The organism is Shewanella sp. SM69 (assembly GCF_025653985.1).
In the GTDB taxonomy this organism is placed as follows: Bacteria; Pseudomonadota; Gammaproteobacteria; order Enterobacterales; family Shewanellaceae; genus Shewanella; species Shewanella oncorhynchi.
The window spans coordinates 138,950-155,429 of the sequence record NZ_JAKKRV010000010.1 but is presented as its reverse complement, the minus strand read 5'-3'; the positions used below and the strand labels follow the sequence as shown (position 1 = coordinate 155,429).

15 protein-coding genes are annotated in these 16,480 nt (G+C 45.5%); 4 read left to right on the top strand and 11 right to left on the bottom strand.

Translation table 11 applies throughout. The features are described from left to right. Positions 1–86 precede the first annotated feature (86 nt). The gene (locus L5M37_RS14765) at positions 87–866 is read right to left on the bottom strand and encodes a tetratricopeptide repeat protein (protein ID WP_105250260.1); all 780 of its coding nucleotides are present in this window, start codon (positions 864–866) and stop codon (positions 87–89) included. A 431-nt stretch (positions 867–1,297) separates the two neighbouring features. Between L5M37_RS14765 and crp the strand changes: the two genes are divergently transcribed. The 4 genes from crp to L5M37_RS14745 all read left to right on the top strand — a co-directional run bounded on the left by crp (position 1,298) and on the right by L5M37_RS14745 (position 4,343). Further along, a complete protein-coding gene (gene crp, locus L5M37_RS14760) occupies positions 1,298–1,933 on the top strand; it encodes a cAMP-activated global transcriptional regulator CRP (protein WP_006080082.1) in 636 nt (211 codons plus the stop codon). 82 nt (positions 1,934–2,015) lie between these two features. Continuing rightward, the gene (locus tag L5M37_RS14755) at positions 2,016–2,363 is read left to right on the top strand and encodes a PepSY domain-containing protein (protein ID WP_105250261.1); all 348 of its coding nucleotides are present in this window, start codon (positions 2,016–2,018) and stop codon (positions 2,361–2,363) included. Continuing rightward, entirely contained in the window at positions 2,344–3,018 is a 675-nt protein-coding gene (locus L5M37_RS14750) for a response regulator transcription factor (RefSeq protein WP_131523983.1), read from the top strand. Before L5M37_RS14755 ends, L5M37_RS14750 begins: the two co-directional genes overlap by 20 nt. Continuing rightward, positions 3,015–4,343 carry an ATP-binding protein gene (locus L5M37_RS14745; protein ID WP_131523982.1) on the top strand — a complete coding sequence of 443 codons (1,329 nt, stop codon included), beginning with the start codon at positions 3,015–3,017 and terminating at the stop codon, positions 4,341–4,343. Before L5M37_RS14750 ends, L5M37_RS14745 begins: the two co-directional genes overlap by 4 nt. A gap of 101 nt (positions 4,344–4,444) precedes the next feature. On the opposite strand, the gene L5M37_RS14740 is transcribed toward L5M37_RS14745, so the two are convergent. From L5M37_RS14740 to sspA, 10 genes are all read right to left on the bottom strand, one after another. Continuing rightward, positions 4,445–5,248, bottom strand: coding sequence for a DUF1338 domain-containing protein (locus tag L5M37_RS14740; RefSeq protein WP_212599655.1), 804 nt, complete (start codon positions 5,246–5,248; stop codon positions 4,445–4,447). 210 nt (positions 5,249–5,458) lie between these two features. Beyond that, positions 5,459–6,919, bottom strand: coding sequence for a succinylglutamate-semialdehyde dehydrogenase (gene astD / locus L5M37_RS14735; protein ID WP_263200978.1), 1,461 nt, complete (start codon positions 6,917–6,919; stop codon positions 5,459–5,461). 9 nt (positions 6,920–6,928) lie between these two features. Then, positions 6,929–7,948, bottom strand: a complete 1,020-nt coding sequence (gene astA / locus L5M37_RS14730) for an arginine N-succinyltransferase (protein ID WP_263200976.1) — start codon at positions 7,946–7,948, stop codon at positions 6,929–6,931. A gap of 127 nt (positions 7,949–8,075) precedes the next feature. Continuing rightward, complete coding sequence (locus L5M37_RS14725; protein ID WP_105250267.1) at positions 8,076–9,293, bottom strand: aspartate aminotransferase family protein; 1,218 nt, start codon at positions 9,291–9,293, stop codon at positions 8,076–8,078. A gap of 308 nt (positions 9,294–9,601) precedes the next feature. Then, complete coding sequence (locus L5M37_RS14720) at positions 9,602–10,513, bottom strand: alpha/beta hydrolase (protein ID WP_263200974.1); 912 nt, start codon at positions 10,511–10,513, stop codon at positions 9,602–9,604. A 54-nt stretch (positions 10,514–10,567) separates the two neighbouring features. Then, on the bottom strand, positions 10,568–11,713 hold the full coding sequence (locus L5M37_RS14715; RefSeq protein ID WP_263192090.1) for an HDOD domain-containing protein: 1,146 nt from the start codon (positions 11,711–11,713) through the stop codon (positions 10,568–10,570). Between the two features lie 205 nt (positions 11,714–11,918). Beyond that, entirely contained in the window at positions 11,919–14,399 is a 2,481-nt protein-coding gene (locus tag L5M37_RS14710; protein ID WP_263200973.1) for a prolyl oligopeptidase family serine peptidase, read from the bottom strand. Positions 14,400–14,578: 179 nt separating this feature from the next. Beyond that, positions 14,579–15,163: an anthranilate synthase component II gene (locus L5M37_RS14705; protein ID WP_263200971.1), complete on the bottom strand. Its 585-nt coding sequence runs from the start codon at positions 15,161–15,163 to the stop codon at positions 14,579–14,581. A gap of 178 nt (positions 15,164–15,341) precedes the next feature. Further along, on the bottom strand, positions 15,342–15,779 hold the full coding sequence (locus L5M37_RS14700; protein WP_105250272.1) for a ClpXP protease specificity-enhancing factor: 438 nt from the start codon (positions 15,777–15,779) through the stop codon (positions 15,342–15,344). Then, positions 15,779–16,408, bottom strand: a complete 630-nt coding sequence (sspA, locus tag L5M37_RS14695; protein WP_006080065.1) for a stringent starvation protein SspA — start codon at positions 16,406–16,408, stop codon at positions 15,779–15,781. The genes L5M37_RS14700 and sspA overlap by 1 nt, the downstream gene beginning before the upstream one ends. Positions 16,409–16,480 lie beyond the last annotated feature (72 nt).

The window sequence follows — 16,480 nt, the reverse complement described above, 5'->3', positions numbered from 1 at the left end:
CTTTATTTTTAAACTTATGAATCAATCCATTAATCAATACTAGAATAAAAATAGCAGTTAACTAGAGAGCGATGATGAAGAAATACCTATTCGAGTAAACGTAAGGTTTCGCGATAGGCACGCTTTTGCTCGTAGGTTTGTAACCGCAGCATAAACTCATCAGTCTTAGTCATTTCAGCATTCATTTTCAACGCTTCGATCGCTTTCTGCTGCGTCGAAATAGCAGCACCAAAATCGCCTAACTCCGCATAAGCCGCGGCTAAATTATCAAGATTTGTAGGATCGTTTTCATTCACTTTGAGTAATTTTAAGGACAACTCGACCGCTTTATTACCATCACGATATTCTGCTTCGGGGCAAGTTGCTAAAATCCACGCCACATTCCCCAAAGCAACATCATCACCCACTTGGGAAAATTGCTCGACCGCTTTACCGCAGTTGCGCTGCACACCGTCACCGCCAGACGCATAAATAAAGCCTAAACGGAATTGAGCCCAACGACTGCCCTGCTCACTCAACGCTTTATACCAATGCTCAGCGACTGACAAGTCACGCTTGATCAATTGGCCTTCAAATGACAGATCCGCTAAGGTTTGCTGCGCTTTTTCATGTTGTTGTTCGGCGGCAAGTGAGATCCAGTGCAATCCAGTCGGCACTTCTTGCGACACAAAACGTCCGGAGAGATACATTAATCCCAGCAAAAATTGGGCATCGGCATCACCTTGCTCTGCCGTCACCTGAATATGCACAAACTTACTGGCCGCAAGTTCAGCAGCTGGCTGCGGGATAGAAAATGCGTGCGCCGCAGAGCTCAGCCCAATTGTTAAGCTTAAACCTGCACCTAAAACCCATAATCTGTATTTCACTTGCTTACCTCTCTTAAAAACAACTGCCCTCAAAGTTAGCCAGAATTAACCCCATAAGTCGAGCCTAAATACACACAAACCTCAGGATAATGGGGGAAGCTAAGCCAAATGGAATGTCAAATTTAAAAAGTGAAACATGTTATTGTGTAATTTAGTGGCATATTTTATTCATAATCTATAATAAAACTGCTGAAATAGACTGGTAAGATGTGATTAACTCGACAGAGTTAAGTGAATCCAGCGAGTTTCATATCGATTTAGTTGACTTAAATCACTAAAGTAGCAAAATAAGCTCTAATTTTAGATGGTTAATTGCATTTATTCACTTATTCTAAACTAAGACTTCCATCAAGTTTTTGTGAGTTTAATTGACGTAAAATGCTTATTTAGAATACTCTTACTTTCGTTTTAATCAATCGAGGAACACCAACATGGCTCTGATTGGTAAGCCAAAACCTGATCCAACTTTGGAATGGTTTTTATCACACTGTCACATTCATAAGTACCCTGCAAAGAGCACTCTTATCCATGCTGGTGAAGACTCAGATACCCTTTATTACATAGTAAAAGGTTCTGTAGCGGTATTGATTAAAGATGAAGAAGGTAAGGAGATGATCCTTTCTTATCTGAATCAAGGTGACTTTATCGGTGAACTAGGTTTGTTTGAAGAACAAGCCGAACGTACCGCTTGGGTTCGTGCTAAGCAAGCTTGTGAAATCGCTGAGATTTCATATAAGAAATTCAGACAGTTAATTCAAGTTAACCCTGAAATTCTGATGAAGCTGTCTGCGCAAATGGCCTATCGCCTACAAAGTACCAGCCAGAAAGTGGGTAACCTTGCATTCTTAGACGTTGCAGGCCGTATTGCTCAAACTCTATTACATCTGGCTAAACAACCTGATGCTATGACACACCCTGATGGCATGCAGATTAAGATCACTCGTCAAGAGATAGGCCAAATCGTTGGCTGTTCACGGGAAACTGTGGGTCGTATCTTGAAGATGTTAGAAGAACAGAATTTGATCCAAGCTCATGGTAAGACAATCGTGGTATACGGTACCCGTTAAGTTAGTCTTCAGCTTGATTTAAGCCTGCCTTATTAAAGTGGCCTAGAATAAATTCTAGGCCATTTTTTATTGGGGAGCTCAAATGAAACGGCTGTTTTTAATCTGTTTTTTCAGCCTATTCACGCTGGTGCATCCAATAATCTTGCATGCCGAACCTATTGAATTAGAACATTATCAAGCCAAGGCGTTAGTTAACTCTGGGCAAATATTGTCCTTAAACGGTACACTCGCCGTAGTGAACCAATTTTGCCAAGGTGAACTAATTGATGCTCATCTCTATCAAGAAGATCATAAATGGCGCTATGATTTGCAAATCAAAGTTCAGCGTGGCCAAATCGTTAATCTCAGTATTGATGCAACTAATGGTCAAGCCGATCAATCAATAGCACTACCGAGCGAATGTCGAAAACATGAAACTGTTACTCGTTGAAGATAACCCAATGCTAGTCACCGAGCTGGAGAAACAACTCAAACTCGCTGGCTATGTAACCGATATTACAGACAAAGCGCTTGAAGCCGATTATCTGATCAAAGAAACCCAATACGATTGCGTAATCTTAGACATAGGTTTGCCCGATGGCAACGGCCTCGAACTGCTCGAAGGCTGGCGAAATCAAGGGATCAGCACTCCAGTCATCATGCTGACGGCCCGCAGCCAATGGCATGAAAAAGTAGAAGGTTTTAATGCTGGCGCCGACGATTACTTAGGTAAACCTTTCCACGCCCAGGAATTATTGGCCCGAATCCAAGCTTTAATCCACCGTGCACATGGTCGTCTAAACACCTCAAGTAAACAATTGAGTTATGGTGGCGTGGTTTTAGATGAAGCAGAGCAAACAGTAAAAGTGGCCGAGCAGCTGTATGAACTCACAGCAATGGAATTTAGGCTGTTAAAAATCTTCCTCATGTCACCTAAGAAGCTGTTATCTAAGACGCAGCTAACCGATAAGCTCTATCAGTTTGACGATGAAAAAGAGAGTAATGTGGTCGAGGTTTATGTCACCCATCTACGCAAGAAACTGGGTAAAACCACGATCGAAACCCGTCGCGGCCAAGGTTACATCTTCCACGGCATTATTGAATGATCTCGATCCGCACTAAGCTCAGTTTATGGTTAACTGGCTTACTCGTGTTAGGTACTGTGATTGGACTGATACTGTTTGAGTCCATGCTACGTCAGGCCTTCCACGACTCTATTATCAATCGCTTAGAAGAAGATCTCGAACATATCATGCTGGCAACCCATATCCATGATGGGGAGATCAGCATAGATCAAAGCCAGCTTTCCAGTTTCTACAAGCCCGCCTATTCAGGCCGTTATTTTCAGCTTAACCTACCAAATGAAGTGATTCGCTCACGCTCCCTGTGGGATATGCAGTTAGATATTGAGCCACTGGCACCAAATCAAACCCGCGTCTGGCAAGCTAAAGGGCCAAAAAATAACGATATGCAGTTGTTATCACTGGGATTAAATTCCAGCAGTGCCAATGTCAGCGCCACCTTAACCGTTGCGCAAGATTTGAGTATCGGTAGACGTGTGTTTAGCGAGGTTTATGGCACTAAGCTTGGTGTCAATCTGGCGATGTTAGTTGCTATGATCGCGGGGATATTCTTGATCCTACGTCAATCCTTTAAGCCAGTTAAGCACATACAGCACGCACTTTCTCGGCTAAGACAAGGGGAAATTAACGCGCTGGAGCTCAATAATATTCCCCCCGAAGTACAACCATTAGCAAAAACCTATAATGAACTACTTGAGTATACTGCCAAGCAAATTGAACGTAGCCGCAATAACTTAGGTAATTTGAGCCATGGGCTCAAAACGCCACTTGCCGTGATGCAGCAACAGGTTGAAGCTCTTGGCCTCAAAGATCCTGAAACTGCCATTGCCCTGCAGCAGCAACTTGATTCGATTCACAAGATGGTCGAGCGTAAACTGGCTGCGGCGAGGATCACTGGCGACATGCTCCCCGCTGCGCAATTGGTGATCCCTAGGGATTTACATAGCCTAGCCAACACGCTAAATAAGGTTCACCGCAACAAGTCCATTGAATGTGATTTCGAACTCGATCCCAATATTCTCAGACTGCCTATTCACAGGGAAGATGGCATGGAGCTCTTAGGTAACCTGCTAGACAACGCCTTTAAATGGGCCCAGAGCCGAGTCAGCATTCAGCTATCGCGTCAACAAGAGCGTCTCTGCCTTTGTATTGATGATGATGGTCCAGGGGTTGCTGATGATGAGCTAGATAAGCTCACACAAAGAGGAACAAGGCTTGATGAGTCTGTGATGGGTCACGGTTTAGGATTATCAATAGTGAAAGAAATTGCCGAGCAATACGAGATTGAGCTGCAGTTTAATCATAGCACTCGCTTAGGTGGATTGAGGATCGAGCTGACCTTTAGCTAGCCCCAGAGTATGCCAATCGTATTAAATGCCTTGTTTGAAATATCCATAAAAAACGCCATCGAATTGATGGCGTTTTTTATGCAGAAAGCAATTTGAGGACGTTAGGCTTTATTCACATTGGTGCTTTCAAAAATCTTGTCGGCAGACGCCGCCACAAAGCCTGTGTAGAGCTCGCCATTAGCCATAGGATAACGTAGCGCAAACTCATAGAAACAGCTTGGGATTTCCACTGTCGCGTCAGTAAATTCAACACCAATCTTATCAGCCATAGTCGAAGACTGTTCTAACAAGACTTCTGGCGAACCTTTGATCTCACCACCTGAACTATTGAGCACAAAGCCCGCTTGCTTCAGTGCTTCATTCACTGACTCTAAAGTCTCAAAACCGTCGAGGTGATTGATAGACACAGTGAAATGGTTAGCGCGGTAACCAAAAGCCGCTACCCAAGCTGCATATTCACTCTCAGTTAATAAGTCCTGATAGGTTTTAGCATCTAAAGACCAATGACGGCCTGAGTAAATAAAGTTGTCCGCCGTTGTCGCTGCTGCATCCACTTGGGCGATTAAGCCTTGAATAGTTTTTTGCAACGCAGGGCTAAATTCTTCAACCAACAGCTCAGAGATAAACACTTTAGGCTGAGTCGAGTCTGGATGTTCAAAATGCTTAGCGATCAGTTTTTTCTGTTCAAACTTATAATCACCGCAAGGTACATAACCTAGCGAAGTGAAATGCTTAGCCAGCACGTCCAAATTCACCTTAGCGATATTGAAAGTACGCAGGGCAATATGGTCGTTGATGATCGGTTTACCATGACCCAACAACGCGTGCACTTTTGCCGCTGAAGGGGTCATTTGAATATAGTCTTGCCACAGAGCGGCAAATAACGCGTTGATGTCGGTATGCATAAAAACTCCTTTTATTGTGCTGCGGTTATTGCTGTTATTTTGCCGCAAACACTAAATGTAACGACCTAAATGCTACTGTTGTAGCGTCTACACATACCCACAGTAGAAACTCAAGTAACGTTACTGCTTGTTATTAAAAAGGAAGAACATTAGTCCTTCCTCCTCTTTCCCACATATTCTTTACCGCATAAAAGTCAAATCTCTACCCGCTTACAAGCTCAAACCTGGGCTTAATGTCGCGGGTAAACTCACGGCATCAGCCTCGACCGAAGCGACAGGATAAGCACAGTAATCGGCGGCATAGAAAGCACTCGCTCTGTGGTTACCCGAAGCCCCTACGCCACCAAAAGGTGCCGCGCCAGATGCGCCAGTGATTTGTTTGTTCCAGTTAACAATGCCAGCACGAATACGCGCGAGGAAATAGTCATAATCTTCACGGCTATCGGCAAGTAATCCCGCAGACAAGCCGTAACGCGTTTGGTTAGCCAATTTGATCGCTTGATCGAAATCACTGTAACGCACCAGCTGCAGTAGAGGTCCAAAGTATTCTTCATCCGGCAATGCATCGATCGCTGTCACATCGATAAGGCCAGGAGACACTAAGCCTGTACCCGCTTCTAGATGGGTCAACTCGACCAAAGACACACCGCCCAAGTTCAGCAAATTCGCCTGCGCCGCAACCATACCCTTAGCGGCAGTTTCAGAAATCATTGAGCCCATAAAAGGTTGTGGCTGCGCATTCCAAGGACCGACTTTAATCTGTTTAACCGCATCGACTAACATGGCAATCAGGGCATCACCCTGCTCGCCTTGCTCGACATATAAACGGCGCGCACAAGTGCAACGTTGACCCGATGAGATATAAGCCGACTGCAAAATATCATGCACTGCGGCCTTAATATCCTGCACACCTTTGATGATCAGTGGGTTATTACCTCCCATCTCAAGTGCTAAAATTTTGCCAGGATGACCCGCATATTGTTGATGCAATACATGACCCGTGCGTGAGCTACCGGTAAAGAACAGACCATCGAGCTGCGGGTGAGAAGCCAGTGCCTTACCCGTATCAACCTCACCTTGGACTAAGTTAAGCACGCCAGCAGGCAGACCCGCTTTATCCCATAGGCTGACCATCAGCTCAGCGACTTTAGGCGTGAGCTCTGAAGGTTTGAAAATCACCGTATTCCCAGCCAGCAGCGCAGGGACTATGTGGCCATTCGGCAAATGACCAGGGAAGTTGTAAGGACCGAACACCGCCACAACACCGTGGGGCTTATGGCGGATAACCGCACGTCCTGCTGGCGTATCGTTGGCTTCTGTGCCCGTACGTTTATTGTAAGCCGCAGCCGATAAAGCAATTTTGCCTATCATGGCGCCGACTTCGGTCGCGGTTTCCCACTGAGGTTTACCCGTTTCTTGGGCAATCGTTTCAGCCAGTTCCGCTTTATTGGCTTCGAGTTGGGTGCGATACGCTTCAACTATGGCTAAACGCGCATCGAAACCTAACATAAACCAATCAAACTGTGCGGCGCGCGCGGCATCAACGGCGGCATTAACTTGTTCTGCAGTGGCCGTTTTACCGGTCCAAATAGATTGTGCATTGGCAGGGTTAATTGAGGTCACGTCATGACCTTTGCCAGCATGCCACTGGCCTTGAATATAATGTGTCATTGGTTATTCCTACATTGCCAAAATACGGATTTGATCGCCTTTTGCGAGTAGCAAACCCGCAGCCAGCTCAGGGCTAATGATGATATGTTCGGATTTGTCGTCCACGGCCAGTGCAGCAGACGTCGCTCGGTAATTGGCTAATTGGGTATTTGAGATAATAAATTGAGTGTCGGCTTCGACCGTGTCACCAATATCGACGGTCAATAAACGACTTTCACGCACGCCGCGAATGTCCGATAAACGACACTCAACCGTTGGACCACCATCAAAAATATCCACGTAACCGCGGCATCTAAAACCTTCGGCCTGCAGCAGACTTAATGCAGGACGAGTATTGGTATGCACTTCGCCAATCACTTTCTGCGCTTCTTCAGGCAACAGACAAACGTAGACAGGATTTCGTGGCATCATTTCGGCCATAAATGCCTTTTTACCTAAGCCAGAAAGATAATCCGCCTGAATAAAATCTATGCCTAAAAAGTGTTTTTGCAACCAACCATAAAAAGGTGAATGCCCCTCAGCGTCGCTTACACCGCGCATTTCGGCAATCACAGTTTCGCCAAAACGCTTCGCATGTTGAGCTAAAAACAGAAAGCGACTGCGGGATAACATGCGGCCATTGTTGCCCTTGCGATATGCTTCACGCAAAAACAGCGTACACATCTCAGCAGCGCCAGTGTAGTCATGGCAAAGGGTGAGTGTTTCAACCTCGTTACGCACATCAATTTGTTCAGAATGATAGACTTCGGTACCGAGTCGATAATGGTAGAACGCATCTTCCATTCCCACCGCCGCTTCGATGGCGCACGTTCCCACCACTTCACGGGTATCGGTATCTTCCAGCACCATCAGATAACCTTCATCGAAGGGAGTCTCTACGGCTTTGACGAATGAGGCTTCTGCTCGAGCAATTTTATGTCTGAGCAGATCCGCATTCACAGGTAATGACGTAAAACCATGACCAGACTCTTCGGCAATTTGATATAAGGCCTCAAAATCACCAGCCTGAATAGGACGTATGATTAACATCTTAGTGTCTCCTCACTTTGGCTTACCGTGCATCAAGGCACCTCTCTTCAAAAAGACAGGCAGTGATGCAGGTAAGTATTCCCTGACAAAAAAGGAGTGCGAATAAATTCAGCACTCCTTTGGTCATTTAGGCGGCAGCGATGCTCGCCACAGCACGTTCAAAACGAGCTAGACCTTCAGCAATATCTGCCTCAGGGATCACCAGAGAAGGAGCAAAACGCACCACGTTAGCACCCGCCATCAGGCTCATTAAGCCTTCAGCGACAGAGGCCACCAAAAAGTCGCGTGAACGACCTTGGTATTGTTCATTAAGAACGGCCCCTAAGAGTAAACCTTTACCGCGTACTTCTGAAAAAACATGATATTTTTCATTGATTTTGTTCAAACCATCACGCAATAACTGCTCGCGATGTTTTACGCCATCTAACACTTCAGGTGTGTTCACTACATCTAATACAGCATTACCGATAGCGCAGGCTAACGGGTTACCACCGTAGGTAGAACCGTGAGTGCCCACTTTTAAATGCTCGGCAATCTCAGCCGTTGTCAGCATAGCTGCGATAGGGAAACCACCACCGAGCGCTTTAGCTGTGGTTAAGATGTCAGGCACGATTTCAGTACCCATGTAAGCGTACAGTTCACCAGTACGGCCCACACCCGTTTGGACTTCATCAAAAATCACTAGTGCATTGTGCTTATTAGCCAGTTCACGCACGGCTTTCAAGAATGCAGGATCGGCATCAATAATACCGCCCTCGCCTTGCAGCGGCTCAAGCATGATGGCGCAAGTCTTATCGGTTACTGCGGCTTCTAAGGCGGCAACATCGTTAAATGGCAGGTGAGTAATACTCTGCGGCTTAGGACCAAAACCATCGGAATAGGCAGCTTGTCCACCGACACTGACGGTGAAGAATGTACGGCCGTGGAAAGCTTTATCGAACGCTATGATTTCATCTTTCTCAACGCCATGTTTTTCTAAGGCATAACGACGGGCAAGTTTTAATGCGGCTTCGTTGGCTTCGGCGCCAGAGTTGGCAAAATACACTTTGTCGGCAAACGTGCTATTAACTAATTTAGTCGCTAATGCTAAGGCTGGCTCATTCGTCATTACGTTTGACAGATGCCATAATTTTTCACCTTGTGTCTTAAGGGCATTCACAAGGGCTGGATGACAGTGACCTAAGCAATTTACCGCAATACCGCCAGCAAAATCGATAAACTCGTTACCCTCTTGGTCCCAAACTCGGCTTCCTTCGCCACGAACAGGGATCACGGCAGCAGGCGCATAATTAGGCACCATCACTGCGTCAAACTGGGCACGGTCCAACTTCATATCAACGCTCATTCTTCTTCGTCCTTTGTGTTTGTGTAACGGCGCCTTGCACCGTCAGAGTCCCATAGGTATCTTTATCTAGAGTTAGTGATACTGGGATTGCTTGTGTCTATTAATAACCATTATTAGCGAAAATGTGATCAAAATACCAGTTTTTCACAAACATCAATCCACGCACTTCCACCCAAAGTGCATAAAGATTGCAGTTTAAGAACTATACAAGCGGTTAAGCCCGTGGCTTGCAGCATAATTAGTCAGAAAAAAAGTTATTTACCCCTCATTTTGCTAGCTATTCACTGAATGTGAATAACTACACCATTTTAACGAATCAAGTGTGAAAGCACAAAATGGCCAATTTTCGACCTAACTTCAAGGGCTTCGGGTAATAAATTGAACAAGGGAAACACATGGGGCATGTTAGGGTAAAAACAGCCCGTTATCTCACCACCACAGGCTTTTATTTGGGCGACTAAACGTTCAGAATCCTGTAATAATAACTCCCGCGTACCCGCAATCACTAAGATAGGCGGCAGGTCTGCCAAGTTTCCCTGTAAGGGGGACACTTTTGCCGACATAGGATCGGCACCCGCAAGATAAGCGCCACGTAAGCGCAGCAATGCCTCTATGGTGAAGAAGGGATCGTCGGCTGCGAGTATCAACTCAGTATCCCCCGTAAGTGCTAAGTCTAACGCGGGCGATAGCAAGATACAGGCGGTCGGTAAAGGCAGGGCTAAACGCTTTAATTCCAGCAACAAACTCAGGGCTAAATTGCCGCCCGCCGAGTCACCCATGAGGATCAAATTCTCCGTGCCTTTCAGCTCAATTAACCGCCTATAGGCTTCAAGCACATCATCAAATGGCGCGGGGAAAGGATGCTCAGGAGCGAGACGATAATCAGGAATATAAGCATCTAATTGACAACGCTGGCAGATATCTGCGACCAGTCTTGCATGGGCATGGGGCGTTTTAAAACAGAAGCCTCCGCCACGGATATAAAACAGACTTCCAAGGCGAGAAGGTTCGTTGAGAAGCACATAATGTAACAAGTTTGAGTGTTGTAAGGGGATGGTAGCGCTGACTAACTTATCCGGCCAAGGGAGCCAACGTCTATCAAGCTCAAGCAACTTTTCACGCACTTGCGCTAAGGGCATTTTGGCCTGTCCACGACTGATGGATGGCCTAGCGACATAGGATAAAATGGTATTTAGTACAGATGCTTGCCAACTTGGCATATCCCTTCCTCTACTTAAACGCCGCAATCATGGCGCTACGTAGCAGACCGAGGATTACAGCAGATCTAACTTCCTATAGTTTTGTGCTTTTAAGCGCAGTACTTCTTGCTCATTTAACTCATAATAATCAAACATTAAGCGCTTTTCTTGGGGATCGATTTGACGCATTTCTTCGAGCAATACCACCTTAGCATAACAGTTTGCCCGCGCGACTAATGCCGACTGAGGCGACAATTCTCGATAGCTTAAGGTTTGGTCTAACTCCTTTAACAACCGAGTTAAGGGACTCGCTTCAAACTTAAGTAACTCTAATAATTGCCAATTAAGTTTAAGGCCATGGCTTAACACTTGTTCAAACACGGCCTTAGCAGGAAACTCAGTGGCAATCACCGCATCATACACTTCCTTATCACGGCTGCTACTGGCTTCTCTTATCCAAGATCCCCATGTTTGGTCGAATAAACGGGCACTTAAACTCAATACAACGGATGTGCCTAACTGATTAAGTAAGGCACTACTATAAACCAAGGCTGAGTCAGTATTATGAAGCTGAGCTAAAGCATTTGCCGCTATGCCACTGACTATGCTGTAGCGCCATAATTTACGGGTAGTCCATAACAACTTAGCATTGCCACTAGGAAGCCAATTTCGCAAACAAAAGTAAGGGATAATGGTGCGAAGGTTTTCGATACCGATGTAATTCATCACTAATTTGATATCAGTGACCCGCACATCTGAGCTCTGAGACCGGCGAGCGCGAAAAGATGGGCTGTTGACCATGTTGGTTAAGTCGCGGCACAACCAATTTAAGCTACTGATCAATGGCCTTAATCGCGTTGCATCGAGATTTTTTGCCAGCAATAATTCCAACAAGAGGATTTGCGACTCATTGATATCTGACTTAGCCAAAACAGATTCAGGGGACGCGAGTTGATGCTCGATGGCGTTAATGACAGTTTCATGCAACTGGCTCGATACGGCTTCAAACACTTCTTTAGCTTTAATTTGTTTCATCAAACGCACCAAAATGGCTTCGCGTTCAACATCTAACTTATTTGCATCGGCCTCTAATTCAAGGTCGAGTTCATCCAAAAGAGTCGGGCTCGCTTTTTGCTTTCCGAGGATCAATTGTTGATAGAGTCTATGTTCTATCTCTATAATTTTGCCGGGTCTTACACCGCCCGCAACCGAAATCGCCACTATAAATCTTTCCTATATCGCTAATGCCCGAGTGACGTCAACACAATCAAACTCTCAAAATCATTACAATTTCAGCACATACACTTAATCTTAGCAATAATGCAAAGTCGCAGAACGCAAACAAAGAGTTATATCGGATATTTCCTAGTCAGTTACCCAATAAAAAGGCCTCGACTAGGAGACCTTTAAAAGAAATCGAACTGAATTATTTAAGTTCTTGTTCAAATAACTTATAGATGCGGCGGTATTCATCTAACCAGCTAGAAGGTTGACGGAAACCATGGGGCTCAACAGGATAAATCGCCATTTCAAAGGTTGGTTTTTCCAGTTCAATGAGGCGCTGTACCATACGCACACTGTCTTGGAAGAAAACGTTGTCGTCCATTACGCCACTCATGATAAGCAGTGGTTTAGTTAATCCTTGGGCATGCTCAATCGGAGAGCTGCGCTCATAGGCGATAGGATCGACATCAGGCGTATTTAAGATATTAGAGGTATAAGGCGCATTATAATGTGCCCAGTCCGCCACAGGACGCAATGCAGCTCCAGCTTGGAACAAGTCCGGCGCGGTAAACAAAGACATAAACGTTAAGAATCCACCGTAAGAGCCACCATAAGTCCCGACACGCTTAGTATCGACATGGGTATGAGTCGCCATCCACGTTACGCCATCCTTTAAGTCTTCCACTTCTGGATGACCCATATTGCGATAAATAGCGGTGCGCCAATCTCGGCCGTAACCTTTAGAGCCACGGTAATCCATGTCCATCACAACATAACCTTGTTGAGTCAGCAGGTTGTGGAACATAAACTCGCGAAAATAACCGCTAAAACCATAATCGGCATTCTGCAGATAACCTGCGCCGTGATTGAAAATAACCGCAGGATATTTCTCAGCGCGGGACTTATCATAGCCTTGCGGCAGATAAACTCGAGCGTACACATTGCCAGCACCATGATTTGAAGGTACAGCTACCACTTCTGGCGCTTGCCATGGGTAATTTTTGAAGGCATCACTGGTATAAGACGTCAGCTGCTTTAACTCGCCGCCAATAGGTTGAACATAAAGCTCATTTGGCTGAGTACGGCGTGAGGCATTGAGTAATAGCTGAGTGCCATCGGGGCTTAAGCTGTAATCTAAGTTTCCATCCCACTGAGTTAGTTGCTCATTTTTACCTGTGGCAAGATTCACGCGGTGAACATTATAAATACCGGGGTGACTCTGGTTCGCTTTGTAATAGATGTAATTGGCATCCGGTGACAGCGTAATATCACTCACCACAAACTTGCCTTGGGTTAACGCACGCGGCTTTTCGCCTTGAGCTTTAATATAAAGCTGCGAATAACCGGACTCTTCTGACAAGTAATACAAGGTATCCGTATCCGGTAACCAACCGAATTGGTTATAGTCGTAATTCACCCATGCATCATCATGCAAACGATGTTCGGTAATAAATTTACCCTTAGCAAGATCGACACTGGCGATCCAGCGATCTTTGTTATCGGTGGCTTCTAGCATCAGGGCTAATTTATTTTCCGACTCATGCCATTGAATCGCACTCTGAGTCCAGCCCCAATCCTGCATCAACTGAATTTTACGTGGCGATTTAGTGCTTTGATAAGTTTCGCCTTTCGCTTTAGCATTTTCAGCTTTCACTTTGGCTAGCACATCTTCATCAAAACCAGTAAGGCCCTCGATTGTGATATCGACTTTTTTATGTTGGTTTAAATCAAGTACCACAAAACGTTGCCCTGGTGGCGTATCTTCAGCCACGCGCGCGCGCACTGGCACTGGGTCGATATAACCTTCGCTACCTAAGTAATTAGGCATGATGTCGTGTTCGCTGCTACCTGTGTAATTTTTATCTGTAAGAGCGACTAAAATATAGCGGCCATCGGGTGATAAACTCAGCTCTGACACCACTTCGCTATCGCCTAAATACCAAGTACTGGCGGCGAGCGTAGGATCGTTTTTTTGTAATTCATCTTGGTACTGCGCTTTAGCTTTAGCATTTTCTTGCTGCAGCGCTACATACTGAATCAATCTGTGCTGTTGTTTCGCAATATAAGACGTCGGCTCTTTTACCACTTCTGGTGCTTTCGCCATTTTAATTTCAGCAAGTTGCTCGACTAAGCCTGAATCTTGATGAATTTGGAAAACATTGTCGCCCTGCCAATAGGCAATATCGCCATTATTAAGATAACGCACACCATCGATGGCGGTGCGCTGGCGAGTCAATTGGCTGATCTTACCCGTGCTTAATTGCTTAACAAAAATGTTGCCCTGATACAGATAAGCCTTGTGGGACTTAGTGCGGTCAAACACACCAAACTGCTGATCTGCCGCATGTAACTTATCGAGAGCTAGCTCGACGGCGCGACTGTCATTGATGCCTTGCTGATAATAGCTACGCAGAGGTGAAGCACTCGCTTGGCGGGCAAACAGCACGCTTTGGCTATCGTCGCTCCAGTAAGCCTCTTTGGCAAAGATCCCCATCCAATCAGGATTTGCCATAATTTGATTAAGCGTAAGCGCCTGTGAAACTTGTGGCGGTTGGGCTAAGGGAACTTGGAATGCTGGCGGAGCTATTACGGGAGTTGCAGTTTCAGTCGATGTCGCTGCGCACCCTGCCAATACGGCAACCGCTAACGCACTAAAACCCAAATTTCGCATTACGCTTCTCATTTATCCTTCCTTTTATTGTTATCGCAATGGCTAAATGACCCAGTCTACTTATCTGCTGGTTTCGCCTATTCGCGTAGTTTTGCGGCAGTTATAGCATAGTTAATCGCTAAACTTGCTTAAAAGAAGGATAAATCTTGTAACAGAAATTGATAGTGTGGAGAGTTTTTAAGGCGAGGAAATTATACGGACACAGCCGGTTGCGCTAAAAAATTGGCTAACAGTTCGAGACCTTGCTCGGTGAGAATTGATTCGGGATGAAATTGCACCCCATAAAGCGGTAAGTCTTGATGGCTCATGGCCATGATTTCTCGGCCGTGAATTGCATCGTCAAACCAAGCATCGAGTACAAAACCTTCAGGCACAGCATCAACCAGTAACGAGTGATAACGTGTCACGGTTAAAGGCTGATTTAATCCCTTAAATAACCGCTGTCCTGTATGCGCAATAACGCTGACCTTGCCGTGCATCACCCGTTCGGCACGCACTACATTGGCACCAAAAACCTGCGCCATCGCCTGATGCCCTAAACAGACACCTAAGATTGGCATGCGCGCAGCAAAATGCTCAATCGCCGCAAGGGAAATTCCCGCCTCATTGGGAGTGCAAGGGCCGGGTGAAATCACCAGATGACTAGGCGCAAGCGCCTCAATGTCGGCTAGGCTAATTTCATCATTACGTTTAACCACTATCTCTTGCCCTAGCTGCTGAAAATACTGCACTAAGTTAAAGGTGAAAGAGTCGTAATTATCGATCATTAGCAACATACAAGATCCATTGGTCTAAATGGGTAAAGGTAACGCATATCTAACGGATGAATGCGGGCGCAAATGCTATCACACCTTGTACTTAAGGTTTAACCAATTACGGCGATAAAATACAGCGACAAAAAAGCCAGTCATTAGACTGGCTTAGTTTTTAAACGACTTGGGCATTTCACCACAGTTATTTAACCACAGTTAAATGACTGCGACGCTTAGGAGGCTCATCTGTCGGTTCAAACGCTTTATCTGTTGTTTCAACAACAGATAAAGATGAATCGACTTCATCGTCCATCAGGTAAGCATCTTCGATATCGAAGACTGTGCCAGCACCGTTTTCACGGGCATAAATAGCAACAATCGACGCCATTGGCAACATCACCTGCTGAGGAACACCACCAAAACGCGCATTGAACTCCACACACTCATTGCTAATTTGCAAATTGCCCACTGCGCCAGCAGCAATATTCAACACTATCTGGCCATCCTTCACGTATTGCTGCGGTACTTGAGTGCCTTCAACAAAGGCATCAACCACAACGTGAGGAGTCAATTGGTTGTCCATCAACCAATCATAGTAAGCCCTTAGTAAATAAGGACGATTTGGAGTCAAAGGTTTCATTACATACCCATGCGCATTTCGCGTTCGGCTTCAGTTAAAGAAGCTTTAAACGATTCACGCTCAAAAATACGTGTCATATACGCTTTGATATCTTTAGCTACACGGCTATCTAGCTCAATACCTAATACAGGTAAACGCCACAACAATGGGCCAAGGTAGCAATCCGCTAGACCAAATTCTTCGCTCATGAAGTAAGGCACTTCACCGAAGATAGGCGCAATTGCGATCAGGCTTTCAGTCAACTCTTTACGAGCCGCTTCAACACGATCACCTTTACGGATACGGTCAACGAGCGAATACCAGTCAGTATCGATGCGATGCATCATCAAACGGCTTTGGCCGCGAGACACTGGATAAACTGGCATCAAAGGCGGATGAGGAAAACGCTCATCCAAATATTCCATGATAATGCGTGATTCGTATAAAACGAGTTCACGGTCTACCAAAGTTGGCACTGAGTTATATGGATTTACTTCGAGCAAATCCTCAGGCATTTCGTTAGGGTCGACCTGTAAAACATCAACAGTAACCCCTTTCTCAGCTAACACGATACGTACTTGATGGCTATACAGATCATCAGCACCTGAAAACAGTGTCATGATAGAGCGTTTGTTGGCAGCAACAGCCATTGATACCCTCCAGAATCGAAATAAAACAAAAGTAAACGAGGGGCAAAGCCCCCCGTTTACACTATGCGGATA